Annotated in this window: 9 protein-coding genes; 7 read left to right on the forward strand and 2 right to left on the reverse strand. The window is 69.4% G+C overall.

From position 1 onward, the window contains the following. Positions 1-64: 64 nt before the first annotated feature. Together OV427_RS46475 and OV427_RS46480 are read left to right on the forward strand one after the other, a co-directional pair. Positions 65-1,873 (forward strand): hypothetical protein, encoded by a 1,809-nt coding sequence (locus OV427_RS46475; RefSeq protein ID WP_267862683.1) that lies wholly within the window; start codon positions 65-67, stop codon positions 1,871-1,873. 83 nt (positions 1,874-1,956) lie between these two features. Then, positions 1,957-3,216 (forward strand): hypothetical protein, encoded by a 1,260-nt coding sequence (locus tag OV427_RS46480; RefSeq protein ID WP_267862684.1) that lies wholly within the window; start codon positions 1,957-1,959, stop codon positions 3,214-3,216. Positions 3,217-3,313: 97 nt separating this feature from the next. Here the strand turns inward: OV427_RS46480 and OV427_RS46485 are convergent, their stop codons facing one another. Further along, a complete protein-coding gene (locus OV427_RS46485) occupies positions 3,314-4,252 on the reverse strand; it encodes a LysR family transcriptional regulator (RefSeq protein ID WP_267862685.1) in 939 nt (312 codons plus the stop codon). A 146-nt stretch (positions 4,253-4,398) separates the two neighbouring features. On the opposite strand from OV427_RS46485, the gene OV427_RS46490 reads away from it, so the two are divergent. The 3 genes from OV427_RS46490 (at position 4,399) to OV427_RS46500 (ending at position 10,163) form a co-directional block, all read left to right on the forward strand. Further along, entirely contained in the window at positions 4,399-5,274 is an 876-nt protein-coding gene (locus tag OV427_RS46490; RefSeq protein WP_267862686.1) for an NmrA family NAD(P)-binding protein, read from the forward strand. A gap of 501 nt (positions 5,275-5,775) precedes the next feature. Then, positions 5,776-6,645 (forward strand): hypothetical protein, encoded by an 870-nt coding sequence (locus OV427_RS46495; protein WP_267862687.1) that lies wholly within the window; start codon positions 5,776-5,778, stop codon positions 6,643-6,645. Positions 6,646-6,836: 191 nt separating this feature from the next. Then, the gene (locus tag OV427_RS46500; RefSeq protein WP_267862688.1) at positions 6,837-10,163 is read left to right on the forward strand and encodes a carboxypeptidase regulatory-like domain-containing protein; all 3,327 of its coding nucleotides are present in this window, start codon (positions 6,837-6,839) and stop codon (positions 10,161-10,163) included. Between the two features lie 127 nt (positions 10,164-10,290). Here the strand turns inward: OV427_RS46500 and OV427_RS46505 are convergent, their stop codons facing one another. After that, positions 10,291-11,736, reverse strand: coding sequence for a M16 family metallopeptidase (locus tag OV427_RS46505; protein WP_267862689.1), 1,446 nt, complete (start codon positions 11,734-11,736; stop codon positions 10,291-10,293). Between the two features lie 491 nt (positions 11,737-12,227). Between OV427_RS46505 and OV427_RS46510 the strand changes: the two genes are divergently transcribed. Both OV427_RS46510 and OV427_RS46515 read left to right on the forward strand, forming a co-directional pair. After that, entirely contained in the window at positions 12,228-12,539 is a 312-nt protein-coding gene (locus OV427_RS46510) for a hypothetical protein (RefSeq protein ID WP_267862690.1), read from the forward strand. Between the two features lie 597 nt (positions 12,540-13,136). Continuing rightward, positions 13,137-15,200: a hypothetical protein gene (locus tag OV427_RS46515; RefSeq protein ID WP_267862691.1), complete on the forward strand. Its 2,064-nt coding sequence runs from the start codon at positions 13,137-13,139 to the stop codon at positions 15,198-15,200. The last annotated feature ends 54 nt before the right edge of the window (positions 15,201-15,254 follow it).

Here is a 15,254-nt window from a genome sequence, read left to right on the forward strand (position 1 = left end):
GGCACGCGCGCATCCCTCTTCGGGGTAGGCTCACCTCCGCGGCACACGGAGACGAGCCACGTTCATGCCGGAGACCGGGGACGCAGCGGGCAGAAGCCCACGAACAGACGAAGCCACACGGACGCACTCCTGGTGGCGCTGGCCCCAGTCGCTGTACCTGGCCATGGGGCTCGGGGTGCTGGTGTCGTTGCCCTCGCTGAACGTGGGGCTCCTGCTCGATGACCTGCTCCACCGCATCATCCTCTCCGGGCAGCTCCGCGAGTACGGCGACTGGGGACCCCTGAGCCTCTACGAGTTCGTGGGCACGGCGAAGACCTCACCGGCGGCGCTCCGGGAGTCCGGCCTGCTGCCGTGGTGGACGTCCGACGTGCTGACGGTGCGGTTCTTCCGACCGCTGACCAGTGCGCTGATCACCCTGGACACCTGGCTCTTCGGCGACGCGCCCCTCCCCGCCCACCTGCACAGCCTCCTGTGGTTCCTGGGGATGGTGGCGGTAGTGGGCTGGTTGCACCGGCGCCTGCTGCCCGTGCCGCTGGCCGCGGTGGCGACCGTCGGCTACGCCGTGGCCGCGGCGCACCTGATGCCGGTGGCGTGGCTCGCGGCGCGGCATCCGCTCGTGTCCGGGGTGCCGGGCGTGCTGGCCCTGGCGTTCCACCTGCGCGCCCGGGAAGACGGCTGGAGGCCGGGACGCCTCCTAGCCCCGCTGATGATCGTGGTGTCGCTGCTCGCGGGGGAGCCGGCGATCGGTGCGGTGGCGATGCTCGGCGCCTATGAGGTGTTCGGCCGTCGCGAGGGCTGGCGTCGAGCGGCCGTGGCCCTGGCACCCTTCGCCGTCGTGGTGGCGGTGTACCTCACCTTCTACGCGGCCCGGGGCTACGGCGCGCGAGGCAGCGCCGCGTACCTGACGCCCGCGGGCGCGCCGGGGACCTTCCTGTCGAACGTGGGCCAGCGCGTGCTCGTCCTCCTGGGCGAATTGGTCGTGGCCACGCCCTCCGACGCCGTCGCGTCGGTGCCGCACCTGCAGCCCGTCTTCGCCGTGTGGGGTGGGCTCGTCACGCTTGGCGCATTGCTGCTGCTCCGTGCCCTGCGCGGACGTCTGTCGGAGCTGGAGCGGAACACGCTGCGCTGGCTGCTCCCCGGCGGGCTGGCTTCGGTCGTCCCTGGCGCGGTGGGCGTCGTCGGTGGCCGGGTGCTGGTGATTCCCCTGCTGGCGGGCACCGCCCTGGTGGCTGTGTTGCTCGTCCGGGGCTGGGAGGCCTCGCGAGAGCCGGGACGCACGCGGCTGACGCGCGTGGGGCTCCGGACGATGGTCGTCGTGCTCGGACTCGGGCACTTCCTCACGGGGCCGCTGTTCCGGGTGGTCATGGGCGTGGTGCTCGGCCAGATTGCCGAGGCCCAGTGGAGCATCGCTCGCGCGGCCCCACCGTGTGACGGCACCCTCGTCCTGGTGGCTGGGGCCGACCCCACCATCGCCAGCTTCGCCCCGGCGGCCATGATCCTCCTGGGCCGGTCGCCCCGGCACTTCCAACTGCTCAGCTCGGCGCCTCATGACCATGAGGTGGAGCGCACGTCTGACAGCAGCCTCGACCTCGTGGTGCGCACGGACGAGAGGAAGGTCGGCTTCTGGGAGCAGGTGCACCGGGACGTCTCGCCAGCGCCCGGGACGGAGGTACGGCTTCACGGGCTCCACGTCACCGTGAAGGAGTCCGTCGAGGCCGGGCCGATGCGCGTCCACTTCGACTTCGGTCGGCCCCTGGAGTCGCCGGAGCTGTGCTTCATGCGCTGGCACGATGGGGCGCTGCGGCTGCTGGCGCTGCCATCGCCAGGGCATGCCGTGGCGGTGCCTCACGAGCTGGGGCCCCTGAGGCTCTGACTCGACTTCCAGGTTGGAGATCTCCGCGCAAGCTCGACCCGAAGCGGTTGATAAACGCTGGAAGCCGCGTACGTTGTCCAGTCGTGACCCGACAACCCGAGCTCCCCTCACCCACAAGCACGATTCGCTTCGCAAGCCCCATCGGCCACGCGTCGCGGCTGCGCAACGGCGCGCTCTTCGTCGACACGAGTGCGGGCGCGCACATCGTCCGGGGGGACGCGGTTCAAGACCTTCCGCCGACCCCGTTGCGCTGGCCTGAATTGCCCCACCGCCGCTCAGCCAGCGTATGGGAGCTGACAGGGGGGCAGTTTCACTGTCACCGCGACTGGAAATCGACGAATCTCGCCTACGTTCTCGGCGCCGACGATGAAGTGACACTGGCAGGGACGGCGTTGCCGTCCGAGATCTCCGCTTCGGCGAATTTGAACAGGGCCCTTCCCGGGCTGCCGGGCGAGGCGATCTTCCCTTCCGGGAACAAGCTCGTGAGACTCAATGCGCTCACCGGCGCCTGCCACGTGATCCAGGTCGACGAGCGACCCGAAGGTCTTCGTCCGGAAGGTGCTCGTCTGGGCGAGTGGTACGTCGCGTGGACGCACCGGTTGGTCAAGGTGTTCGATCTCACGCTGAGGGAGCGGGCCAGCTTGTCGTTCCCGGCGGCGAACGTGTCGGGGGTCGCGGTGCTCGGCGAATGGGTGATCGTCCGATTGCAGAACGAGGTCCTCATTCTGGATTCGGCCCTCGAGGAGTATGGACGCGTCGCGTGTCGGGCCGCGCCGCGCTTCTACGAGCGCTCGGGCACATACGCAGCCGACGCCGACCACGGGTGGCTTCACCTGGCGGGCAACGGTCGCCTGTCGACGCTCGATGTCGCGGCGGGCAAGGTTCGATGGGAGACGGAGGTCTCCTCGGACGTCGAGGGGATCGTCGCTCTCGGGGACTTTCTTTGCGTGTACCCGCAGACGTCGGCGCACGCCTTCGCGAGGGCGGCCGCCAAGACCGGCTACGACCTGGTGCTCGGCAGCGTGGTGACGGCGCGGTTCGGCGGCCATGCCGGGCAGCTACGGGCCTGGGGCGTGGTGCAGCACGCCATCGCGCTGGGCGGCACTCGGCTCGCGTGCGTCTGGCACACGGTCACCCCTGCCGACGACCACCGCCGCACCGTTGCCGTCTGGATGGATCCTTCCGAAGAGGGCGACCCCGTCATCGTCGATGAATACAGCGGATTGTCGGGCGAAATATGCGAAGACGGCGACGGGGCCCTCGTTTCGTGGGGGTCCGGCACGCTCCTGAAGCGCTGGACGCTGAGTGCGCTCGAGTGTTGCGAGCCGACACGGCGCGACTGACGCTCCTCAGTAGGTCCGGGCAGAGCGCACTCAGTGGCGTAGAGGCGGGATGGAAGCCATGTGGAGGGTGCGGGCTGGAGTTGAGGCCAGTCTCGCTTCAGGCGCGACCCTTGTGGGCGACGCGGGCCGGGTCGGTGGCCGGCAGCTCTTCGAGGAAGTGGTCGATGCACGCACGGACCGCCGCGGTCAGCGAGCGATGGGCGCGATAGAGGAGGTGGACACCGCCCGACTCACCTTCGTAGCCGTCAAGGACGCGGACGAGCCGCTTCGCGGCGACGTCCTCGGCGCAGCGCACCTCCGGGAGCATCGCGATGCCGACTCCGGCGAGCACCGCACGGTGGGCGGCTGAGAACTCGTTCACATAGAAGCGTGGCGCCAGGGTGATTCGCTGTTTGCGGCGTCCCCGGGTCAATGTCCACGTCGCGAACCCATCGGTCGCGCGCGTCGCGATGCAGTCGTGGCGTGCCAGGTCTTCCAGCCGGCGCGGCGTGCCGCGCGCCTCGAGGTAACGCGGGCTCGCGAAGAGCAGCTTCCGGCTCGACCTCCACAGCTCGCGCGCGACGAAGTCGGTGCTGTCCACCACCTTCCCCGCGAGAATCGCGAGGTCGTAACCCTCGGCGAGCAGGTCGACCCGCCGCTCGTCGAGCTCGAGGTCGATGGACACGCCCGGATGCTTCGCGAGACAGGCGTAGACGACATTCGCCACGGCGGCGCCGAGGACGATGGGGGCCAGGATTCGCACGCGACCGCGCGGCTCCTTGCGGAGCTCGCGGACGTGGTCCGTCCCCTGCCAGACGTCGTCGACCGCCCGCTCGGCATGTTCGAAGTACGCGCGCCCCGCGTCGGTGAGGCGAAGGCTGCGCGTCGTTCGCTCGAGGAGCCGGATGCCGAGCACGGACTCGAGCCGCGCGATGCGCCGGCTCACCGTCGAGCCCGGGACACCGCGCTCGCGGGCGGCGGCAGTGAAGCTGCGCGCCTGGACGACGCGCACGAAAAGGGCGACGTCGTTCAGGTCCAGGTCGATTCGTGCATCCATGGCATCAATCGCTTTCCGCGAAGCATACTAATGCGCCACGGGAACACGGGCTACGTATCTGCGTGAAGACACCGGCGGAAGCCGGCGAGTCACCCGTGCGGCCTGGGACATTCCAACGCCGCCGAGGTGGAGAGGAGACCCAGTTCATGTTTCTCGTGTCAGGAATCACCGGCAAGGTCGGTGGCGCGGCCGCGCGGCGGTTGCTGGAAGAAGGGCACTCGGTGCGCGCGCTGGTCCGCGACCCGCTCAAGGCCTCGGAGTGGTCACGCAAGGGCGTCGACGTCCGCCGGGGAGACCTCAACGATGCCGCTGCCGTCGCCGGGGCCCTGGAAGGAGTCGAGGGGGCCTACCTGATGCTGCCCCCGGTCATCGCTCCGACGCCGGACTTCGCGGAGGTGAAGGCCATGATTGCCAGCTTCCGCGAGGCCCTGCGCCAGGCGCCTCCGCCGCGACTGGTGGTGCTGTCCTCGTTTGGCTCGCAGCAGCGCAGCGATCTCGGGCTCATCACCGCCACCCACCTGCTCGAAGAGTCGTTGGACGGCTTGCCCCTTCCCACCGCCTTCGTCCGGGCCGGCTCGTTCCTGGAGAACTACGCCCATGGGCTCGGGAGGGTTGCCTCCACCGGGTATCTCGACAGCTTCATGGCACCGACGGACCGATCCGTGCCGATGGTTGGCACGGCGGATATCGGCAACCAGGTCGCCCGGCTGCTGCTCGGCGGCTGGAGCGGCAGGAAATTCGTGGAGCTCGGCACCCGGTACAGCCCGGACGACGTCGCCCGCGCGATGAGCGAGGTGCTCGGCCGGCCGGTTCAGGCGCGGCCGATTCCCCGCGAGACGTGGGCGTCCAGCTTGCAGGCCATGGGCCTGGCGCCCGGCACCACCGGGGCCTACGAGGAGATGTTGGACGGCATCAACTCGGGCTGGATCGACTTCGGAGTGCCCGGCACCGAGCCGGTCGCCGCGACAGTGACTCCCGCCCAGGTGTTCGCGCAGGCGACGAAAGCCCGGGGCGCCGTCTGAGCCAGGGTGCGTCGCCTGAGTGACGGGCGATGCACCTGTTCCTCCGGTGGGTGGTTGGCCCGGCAAAGCCGGCGCGCCGCGCGTATAGGTGGCGGAGCGCAGGAAGACAATCTGCCGACGGCCACACCAACGGCCTCTGGACGCGGCTCAGGTGGCGGCGCGCACTCAATCGGGGATGAGGTTGCGCGGAGCGACACGGTGCGCGCGCCGCCGCGCAATGACCGTTTCGAAGCAGGGCTACCCGCGGTCACTCGGCGTGGCCGGCAGCTCTTGCCCTTCTCCATGGAGACATTCGGCCCGTGTTCCGCGGCTCCAGGGCGACATGGACGCGAGCCCCTGGACGCGGCTGCGTCCTGCCAGGAAGCAGCGGGAGCCCCGTGGCGCCTCATCAGAAGGGAGGCGAACGCTCGCGCCCGGTTGGCGCGCGATTTGCTCCTGAGCCGGCGCATGAGAGGGCCTGGCCGGCCTCCTTCCCCTCCACCCTGGAGAAAGTCCCCGTCCATGCCTGCCTATTCCTATGAGAAAGCCACGCTGAAGGTCGACGACTCCGTTCGCGCTGGCGCGAGCATCATGCAGGATGGGCTCGAGCATCTGCGGATGGTCGCCTTCGAGGGACCTCCCCGGGACTTCCGGCATCTCTCGGTCTATGGCGAAGAATGCCAGGAGTTGACCCGCATCGGAGCCTTGAGCATCCGCGAGGTGCGACGGCTCCTCAAGGCGGGGCCCACCAACAACACGATGCAGGGCAACGAGTTCATGTTCGGCGCGGACCCGACGATGGCGTACTCGCTGAACGTACTGGTGGACACGTGCTGGCAGGAACTGAAGGACAACAAGCCGCCGACCGCCAGGTACAGGCCCCTCTGGGATGGGGCGGCGTATGCGGCCGCCACCCGGGCCGCGGAGGGCGGCGTCTGCGCCGCCATCTCCTGGGTCACCCTCGGGGTCGTCACCCAGAAGGCCACCAACATCATGGCTTGTGTCTACTACGACAGCGCCCCGGATCATTCCTATGTACTCATCCGCAAGCGGGAGACGCCCTGGTTCGTCGTGGATCCCTGGGTGCGCGAACCCCGGCTCTGCCCCTGGAGGTACAATCACTTTCAAGGAAGCGCGGGGAATACACACTACTTCCAGATCACCCATCCCGTGGTGGACCCCTTCGGACAGCCCGTCCCGGGAGACCTGCTCCAGAGGGCCTTGTCGAAGGCGCAGCTCGTCGGCTACAGGACGCCCCACAAGCGCAAGGTCTGGGGTCATCAGACCAATGCCGCCGCCGGCCACGCGTCCACCTATGTGCCAGTCTGTGGCCCGGAGGAGTGGGGAACTGGGATCTCGCAGGACTTCCGCGTCGAACAACTGTGGGCCTGACGGCCAGCGTCTCCGCCCGAGAGGCTTCCGCGTGGGTCCGCGGTCGCGCAACCGGGCGACGCGCACTCAATCAGGTGTCAGATGATTTGTAGGGGGCATGGGGAGGCCCCTCGCGGCCATCCTGCCACCGCGTTGCACCTTCCAATGAACTGCGAGTGGTGGCCTCATCCGAAGTAGAGTCCGCCTCCTCCATGAACCTGTACCCATTGCGTCCCTGGACCTGCGCGCTGCTCGCGCTGTGCGCATGCGCCTCGGCAACCCGGTCTCCCCAGGCCCCCCAGACCTCCCAGGCCCCCCAGGCATCCGCGCCTGCCAGGCCCTTGCGCGAGCAGTGCCGCACGAACCTGGATGCCTGTTGGGAGCTCGACGAGTTTCACCCCACCTCCCCTGCCGAAGAGCAGGCCGGGTGCGAGCGCGGGGATGCCACCGACTGCTTCTTCCTCGGGCTGCACTTCGTGCATGGTGATGGGGAGGCCGAGGATAAGGCCCGGGGGTTCCAGCTGCTCGGTCAGTCCTGCCAGAAGCAGCACTTCGCGGCCTGTGAGCACCTGATGAGTTTGCGGTACGCCGGAATGGGAGGCGAGCAGGAGCTCTCCGCGGCGCGGCCCATGCTCGAGAAGGACTGCTCCGGCGACCAGCCCATGGGCTGTCTCCTGCTCGGTGAGCTCCACTGGCAGGCCGAGGGAGAAGCCCGCGACGTGACACGTGCACGCGCCTTCTACGAGCGGGCCTGTGAGCGCGGAGTGGCGAAGGGCTGCTCGAAGCTGGGCAGTTCACTGATCAAGAGAGGCGATGACGGTGAGGAGGTAGGTGAGGAGGTATCGGAGGCGGACCTCACCCGGGCGCTCAAGCTGTTCGAGCGGGGGTGCGCGGGAGGTGACGGAGAGGGGTGCGCGTCGCTGGGCTCGATGACCATGATCTCGCCGGACCCGCGCGCCGCTTGCGAGGCCTTCAAGAAGGGGTGTGAGGCGGATAGCCCCAGCTCCATCGCCTGCGAGGGCTACGGGGGCTTTTGCGACGAGGACTTCGGCAGCGACTACGTGATGCTGAAGGGCCAGGAGAAGGGCTGTAGGGATGGGAGCGGACAGGACTGCGAGTGGGCGGGCGAGGCCCATGAGATGGGCGAGGGCACGAGGAAGGCCCCTGAGCGCGCGGCGAGGCGCTACGCGCGCGGCTGCGAGCTCGGCTCCTTCCCGTCGTGCGAGCGGCTCGCGAACCTCGAGGCCCTTGGCTACCCGGGGGCGGCGCCCCAGTCGGAGAAGGCACGTCAGCGGCTGATCGAGGCCTGCGAGCGCAAGCTGCCAGGGGCCTGCGTCTCGCTGGGAAAGGCGCTGCGCGAGGGAAAGCCCTGGCTCCCCAGGGACCTGAAGGCCGCGTCCGGCTACTCCCTGCGCGCGTGCGAGCAGGAGGACGCGGAGGGGTGTGAGGCACTCGCCCTGGCCTACCAGGAGGGGCTCGGCGTGGAGCAGAGCGGCGAGCGGGCCTTCAAGCACCACCGCAAGGCGTGCGGGCTGGGCCGCATGGAATCGTGCGTCAAGACGGGCGCGAGCGCTGAGGCCCTGAAGCGACGCGAGGAGGCCGTGCGGGCCTACCAGCAGAGCTGCTTCCGAGGCACGGCCAGCGGCTGCGAGGCCCTGACCCGGCTGGGCGAGGCCGCCACCCTCGTCGAGCGCTCACAGTGGGTGGAGCTGTCCTCGTCGCGCCCTGGCGCCGAGACGTCCGACCTGCTCCTCCTCCCGGACTCGCCGCTGCTGCTCGCCAACGCCCGGGGGCAGCTCCAGCTCATCGATACCCGCACGGGCAAGCCCGTGGGGGCGCCGGTCAATCTCTCCAGCCGCGAAGTCCAGTGGAAGGCCCCGCACGGGATGAGCACGCTCATCCGCCACGCCCACGACCTCTCGCTGAGCTGGGATGCTCGCGCGAAGGAGCCCTTCGGCTTCTTCAACGACTCAGGCGGGCTGATGCTCTGGCGCCCGGGCCTCCCGAACCCGCCCTCTCCAGGGCCAGCGGTGAAGGAGCGGCGGTGCCTGCCGCTCGCGTCCCCTCCCTCCGGGCGCCGCGTGCTCCTGGCGATCTGCTCCGCGGACGCGTACCTCTCCCCGGTGCTGCAGGAGCTCGACGTGGAGACGGGCAAGCCCGTGGGTCCACGTGTGGAGCTCGAAGCCCCGGTGACGGCGCTCACGGTCTCCGCGGACGGCTCGCGGTATGCCGCGGGGCTGAAGGACGGAAGGGTGCGGCTCATCGACGCGGAGACCGGCAAGGTCACCGCGCTCCCCGGTGGGGACGCGAAGGAGGTGCGGTCCATCTCCTTCCACCCCACGCGGCCGTTGCTGGCCACGACGTCTACCGAATCGGATGGCGCGCTGTTGTGGGACACCTCCGGAAGCCAGTCCGCTCCGGTGAGGATTTCCGAGCAGGTGAAGCAGGTCCGCTTCAGTCCGGATGGGACGCTGCTGGCCGCGGCGGGTGCCCAGGAGGGGCTCCTGCTGCTCGATGCGAGCACGGGCCAGCGGGCCTCGCCCCCCATTCCCCTCGACGGCGGCACGTCCGAGTTGATCATCGTGTTCAGCCCGGATGGCAGGAGGCTCGCGGTGACGGACTCGGGGTACAAGGTGCTCCTGGTGACGCTCCGGGGAGCGGCCGCCAGCCGGAGCGCTGCGTCCGTGCCTCCGTGGTTCACGCGCATCCTCCCACTCGAGCCGCCCACGGTGCCGAAGCCGCCGCCCATCCTGATGGACGGCCGGCTCGAGGGGACGGTGCGCTTCGAGGGGAAGCCCGTGCCCGACGCGGTGGTGGAGCTGACTCCCAGTGATATCGAGTGGGATGACGCCAAGGCGCTCGGCACGAAGCGCTATCCGGTGCGGCCGGACGGTACCTTCGTACTCACGAAGGTGCCGCGCATCGGGTGGTGGCTCTCGGTCCAGGCTCCGGGGAAGAAGACCTGGACGGGCGGCTTCAAACTGCGCGAGCAGGCGCATCACACCGGCATCGACGTCTCGCTCGAGCGCGCGGCCACGCTGCGAGGCCGGGTGCTCTCCCCCGGCAAGAAGCCCGCCGCCGGAGTGCAGGTGTCCTGGCGGGGACCCTATTCGGAGGAGCGCTCCTCGGTGGTGACCGACGCGCGCGGTCGGTTCGTGATCGACCACCTCCACCCCCAGACGTACCGCCTCACGGCGCTCGCGCCCAACGGAGACATCCTCAGCCAGCTGGTGGCGCTCGACAAACCGGAGTCCCGGGAGGTGGAGTGGATCCTGCTCAAGCGCAGCGACCCCGCGGTGCTCCGCGTGCGCGTGGTCACCGAGGGAAGCAAGCCCGTCCCCGGAGCGAAGCTCCGCATGGAGCTGGGCATGCAGGGCGTCACGGACGCTCAGGGCCGATGGCACACCGACGAGCTGCACGGCACCCAGTATCACATCACGCCGACCGCCGAGTGGAAGGGGCGCTCCTACTCCGGAAAGACGGTGTCGGAGCCCTTTCCGGAGGAGGTGGTCATCACCATCCCGGACGCGCAGTTCTGAGTGCCCCCGGGGAAGATGCCTGGGCAGCCGTCTGCGCCAGACGGCTGCTCGGCCTCTCCACCGGTTCGGCGCACAGCCCCTCCCCCGCGGGTGCCGAAGCAGCCGGTGGAGAAGAATGGATCGGGCCTCAGGGCTTCATGAAGGGGCTCGCCGCGGCCCCGGGCTCGGGGAGGATGACCAGCGTCCGCATCCGCTCGGCGCGCACGTACTGCTCCAGATAGGCGGGCAGGACACCCTCGGCGAGGGCCCTGGCCACCTGCTCCTCGCGGACGCCACCGACGTCCACCCTGCCGGTGGCGCGCACCACCCGCGCGATGTCCATGGCGGAGACCGTGCGCGCCTGCAGCTCGAGCTCCTGGTTCAGCGTCGCCCGCACCCAGCCCTCGGTGTAGCTCCGGAACGGCATGGGCGCGTTGTACTTGCGCTGGTAGGGCCGGCGGGGCCCGTTGGCGGGCTCCCTCAGGCTCTCGGTGATGCCGTTGGCGAAGACCTCGAGCGAGCTCAGCAGGCTGGAGACGTGGTGCGGCGCCAGGCGCTCCGGCATCCCCGACCGCAGGACCACGGAACAGTGGAGCAGCGTCAGCCCATCCAGCTCCTGGAAGGTAACCGTAGCGGTCCTGCGAAAGGAGAGCGAGTCCAGCCCGAGGCTCAGGTCCAGCCACCGCTTCAGGACCTCCCGCGCCACCAATGACTCGGCGTATCTCCCCGAGTAGCGGCCCGGCACCGTCAGCAGGAAGTGGAGCTGCGCCGCGCTCACGGCCCCGTGCATCACCACCGGGGGCGCACGCTCGGGAAGGTCCGCGGGGGCGGGAGGCGGAGCGCGCTGGACGGGGGAAGTGGGGGCGCCGGTGCCCACGCCCATGAGGCCGGCGAGGCTCCTGGCCACCTCCGACTTCGCCTCCTCCAGCGGGAGGGGACCGGACACCACCAGCACCGCATGGGCCGGGGTGTAGTTCGCCTTCACGAAGGCACGGACGTCTTCCAGCGTGAGCCGGTCCAACGACTCGGGCGTCCCCTGCGCTGGGCGGCCATAGGCATGGCCCGCCAGCAGTTTTTCATGCAGCCACCTGCGCGAAGGCCCCTTGTCCATGGCCTCCTGGCTCACCCACAGCTCGTCGAGCTGCTGGGCGCGCACCTGGCGGAAGTCCTCCTCCGTGACGTGCGCCAGCGGGTCGGCCATGCGCTGGGCCTCCAGCGCCGCCGCCCGGGCGAAGCGTTCCGGTGACAGGGAGCTCCACAGCTCCGTGTCGTCGTAGGTAATCGTGCTCCGCGGCGTCACGTCCGCGGCCACCAGCCGCTCCTCCAGCGTCGGCGTGCCCGCGCCGCCGTGGCGGGCCCGCAACGACAGGCGCGCGGCCACCTCCGCCACGCCCTCCTTGCCCTCGGGCTCGTCCGTGGCGCCGGCGCGATAGGACACGTACATCGTCATCAGCTTCGCCCGCGAGTCCTCCCGCACCACCAGCCGCAGTCCGCTGGGGAAGACGTCGTTGGAGAGAGCCCCCGGCCGGGCGGAGCCGGGCCGCGGAGCCGTGGCACAGCCCCACAGCAGGACCAGGACGAGCAGGCAGGGCATGGAAGCATGGCGATGGGCACTTCGCATCGAGCCTGGTGATACCACGCCAGCAGGGACAGCGCCCCTACCGCAACCCTTGCAGCAACAGTAATCAAATCACCACGGCTTCATGCCATCGGGGTCTGCGGGAACGATGGTGTCTGCGACGAAGGCGAATCGCACGAGACCTGCCCGCTCGACTGTGATGGGCCCGCATGGCGAGCCCCGAGGGGACATCGAAGCTCCGCCCCTTGCCGACACCAGGGTGACCACGTGCCTCATCGAGGCCAGCCTGGGCGTCTCACCGTTCCGCCCCGCCGACTCCATGCACAGTCTGGTCAAAAACCAGGCGAACCCCTGCCCCATCGTCCACGTCTGACTCACGGCCCGGCTCCGAGAGCACCTGGCGCAGTCGCTGGGGGATGCGCTCGAACACCGCCGGTCGCGGAGTACGTCGGGTGGAGTTGCTAGCGTGGAAGGCTCAACCCGTAGCACCGACGTGAGGGAACGCGATGGAGAAGATATCGAGGCTGGTGGGCGCGGCGGCGATGGCGGCGTGGCTGGTGGGCTGTGGCGGAGTGGTGGCAGAGGACGAGGCGGCGCAGGCGCCGGTGGTGGAGACGCAGCAGCAGGCGGTGACGGATCCGCCGGGCTGGTACTACCGGTGTGTGGTGGACGCGAACGGCTACCAGACGGGGCAGTGCGCGCTCTGGTTCTCGCTCGGGTGCGGGACGGCGTCGACGCGGCACTGCACCGCGGGCGTCTACGCGCCAGCGACCGGCCAGCTGTGTGGCAAGCCGGTGAACGCCACGGTCTGCGACTAGAGAGTGTCCGCGAACGCGAGTTGACCGACGAGCAGTGGGAGCGGCTTGCTCCCCTGCTTCTGGAGTCGAGCCCCGCACCACAGTCGCCGCCAGAGAGCCGGGGCTCCTCCACCAGCGCATCGCCGAAGCAGACCGACAGCCTCGCGCGCAGGGGACTGCCAGCGAGCGCGTGCGTGAGCCGAGCCTCATCCGCCGCGCCCAGCCGGAGCTTCGAGTCGCTCTCCACGTAGCGCAGCACGGCGACGTCGCGGCAGCCGCGCTCATGCAGCGCCCGGAGCCGAGCGGGGCGCGCGCCATCCTGAACTCATGGTTTCGTTTTTGTCGCAGCGCGACATGAACAAGGCGTCTGGAATTGGACGGGGCCTTGTTGACGCGGCGCCAATAAGGGTCCATCATTCCCGCCAAACTTGAAAGGTGTGGAATCCGCGTTCAGCGAGACGCTCGGCGTTGACTCACCTCCGGGACTACCGCCTCGCCACGAGGCCTGGCTGTTGAGTCAGCAGCCTTGGCGGCCTGTCCCTCATGCGGACTTCACCTGCTTCCTGTCGCGCACCCGCGGCGGGGGTGTGGACACACGCAGCGAAAGAGGAGGAAGCCATGAGTGGAGTGAAGAAGTGGTTGGCGTCAGACAGGGCCACCGTGCCGTGGGTTCGAGCGTTGCTCGTCGCGGGAGCCCTGGTGTTTCCCGGCGTCTCGAGCGCGGGGGATCTGCTCGGCAGCAGCCGGGGCGGCTCGGTCCAATGGGACTTCTGCTACGGCAAGCCAGACAGCGCCTTGCTGCCCGTGGACCCGCGGACCCTGGTGCAGCCCGGCATCAGCAACGGCCGCGCGGTGCACTTCAATGCCTTCTGGAAGAACTGTCATGCCGACCCGGTGGCGGTGCAGGAGGTCGGCCCGGCGAAGACCTGTGGAGAGCTGCGTCAGCGCTTCAACCACGGCGCGGGGTTGCTGACGAACGGCCACCCTGGCGCGGGCGCGCTGTTCACCGGCACGGACCCCACGCGGCCCGAGTCGGGGCTGGGCATCGCCACCTTCACCGCGCCGCAGTACAACGAGCTGTGGCGAATCTGGGGCTTCCCATTCCGTCCCGACAACTTCGACAGCCTGGTGGCCCAGCGCTACGGGTCGGCGCTGAACTCCGAGCGCAATCCCTATCCGCTGCCCGGGCAGAACCCGAACTGGAGCAACGGAGGAAGTGGTCAGCTCCCGCAGATGCTCACGCAGCTGCGCAACCCGGATGGGAGCTGGAGTGGACGCATCGGCGTCACGTGCCACGCCTGCCACAGCGGCGCGGTGGGGACCCCGGCGGATGGTTCGGGGCTCGGGGTGTTGACGGGCGGTGGTAGCAGCCTGGCGGACCTGGACCTGTTCCTGAGCGACCTGCTGCCCCTGGGGTATCCAGCGTCACTGGCCACCTTCGCGAACCTCAACCGCACCCGGGGCACCAACAACGCCAGCGACATCAACCTCGCCTTCCTGTTCCCGGACGAGACGCTGCTGACGCCCGGCGAGGTCATCGGGCTCATCAACTCGGGGTCGACCGCCGGGATGGATACGCCCGCGTGGTGGAACATGGGACACCGGCCGGTGAAGTTCGTCGACGGCGTGTTCCCCATGGATGCGCCGCGCGTGGACATGGTGTTCTACACGCCGTTCTTCGGCCTGTTCGGTGGAGTCGGCGGGCCGGTGAGCGAAGCGGGACAGGACTGGATGCGCGCCAACGGCCCGCCGCTCAACACCTGGGTCGAGTCGCTCAAGTCTCCGCCCTACCCGCTTGCCATCAACACGACGCTGGCCGAACAGGGAGCCGTGCTGTTCCACACGCTCGACATGTGGGCTCCGGGGCGCAACAACACCGTGCCACGGCCCCAGGGCAACGGCTCCTGCGCGAGCTGCCATGGCGCGTACTCACCGCGCTACGTCAATGACTCCTCGTTCCTCGCGACCCCGGCGCTGGCGGGCATGGCGAGCTACATCGTTCCCCTGAACATCATCGGCACCGACCCGGTCCGGGTGAACACCAACAACCACGCGGTGCAGACCGCGGGCGCCAAGAACTTCTTCGGCTATCCGCAGACGGCCGGCACCGCCCAGGACTGCGGCCCGCAGAACCAGCCGCACATTCGCGGCAACCGGGAGCTCGGCTACCTCGCGCCGCCGCTGTACGGCGTCTGGGCCACCGCGCCCTACCTCCACAACGGCTCGGTCCCCAACATCTGGGAGGTGCTCAAGCCCGCGGACCGCAAGCCCATCTGGCGTCGTGTCTCCACGCCTCCGCGCTGGGATCAGCCGCTCGTCATCATGGGCTTCGACACGAACCTGCAGCGCGCGTATGACCCCGCGAAGCTCGGCTGGAAGTACGACACCATCGCCTGCCAGTGGCGCTCGCCGTTGAACCCCGCGGTGTCGCCGTACATCAACTGCGACCCGGGTGACGAGTTCCGCACGCCCCTGGCACAGGAGATGATGAACGTGCTCTTCAGCAACATCTTCCTCACCTGGAACATCCTCTATCCGCCAACACGCACGCGCCAGCAGCTCGAGGACCGGAAGATCTTCAACTCCCACGCCTTCGGGCAGGACAATGGCGGGCACGCGTTCAACTCCGTGCTCACCGACCCGGAGCGTGTGGCGTTGATCGAGTACCTCAAGACGCTCTAGGGCCACTCGGTACGCGGGGGGCGCGCTCCAGACCGTAGCGCGCCCCCCGAAGTG

Source organism: Pyxidicoccus sp. MSG2 (assembly GCF_026626705.1).
Lineage (GTDB): Bacteria > Myxococcota > Myxococcia > Myxococcales > Myxococcaceae > Myxococcus.

Coding starts and splice junctions, on each gene's coding strand:
- OV427_RS46475 (WP_267862683.1), top strand. CDS start 65: ATGCCGGAGACCGGGGACGCAGCGGGCAGAAGCCCACGAACAGACGAA.
- OV427_RS46485 (WP_267862685.1), bottom strand. CDS start 4,252: ATGGATGCACGAATCGACCTGGACCTGAACGACGTCGCCCTTTTCGTG.
- OV427_RS46490 (WP_267862686.1), top strand. CDS start 4,399: ATGTTTCTCGTGTCAGGAATCACCGGCAAGGTCGGTGGCGCGGCCGCG.
- OV427_RS46495 (WP_267862687.1), top strand. CDS start 5,776: ATGCCTGCCTATTCCTATGAGAAAGCCACGCTGAAGGTCGACGACTCC.
- OV427_RS46500 (WP_267862688.1), top strand. CDS start 6,837: ATGAACCTGTACCCATTGCGTCCCTGGACCTGCGCGCTGCTCGCGCTG.
- OV427_RS46505 (WP_267862689.1), bottom strand. CDS start 11,736: ATGCCCTGCCTGCTCGTCCTGGTCCTGCTGTGGGGCTGTGCCACGGCT.
- OV427_RS46510 (WP_267862690.1), top strand. CDS start 12,228: ATGGAGAAGATATCGAGGCTGGTGGGCGCGGCGGCGATGGCGGCGTGG.
- OV427_RS46515 (WP_267862691.1), top strand. CDS start 13,137: ATGAGTGGAGTGAAGAAGTGGTTGGCGTCAGACAGGGCCACCGTGCCG.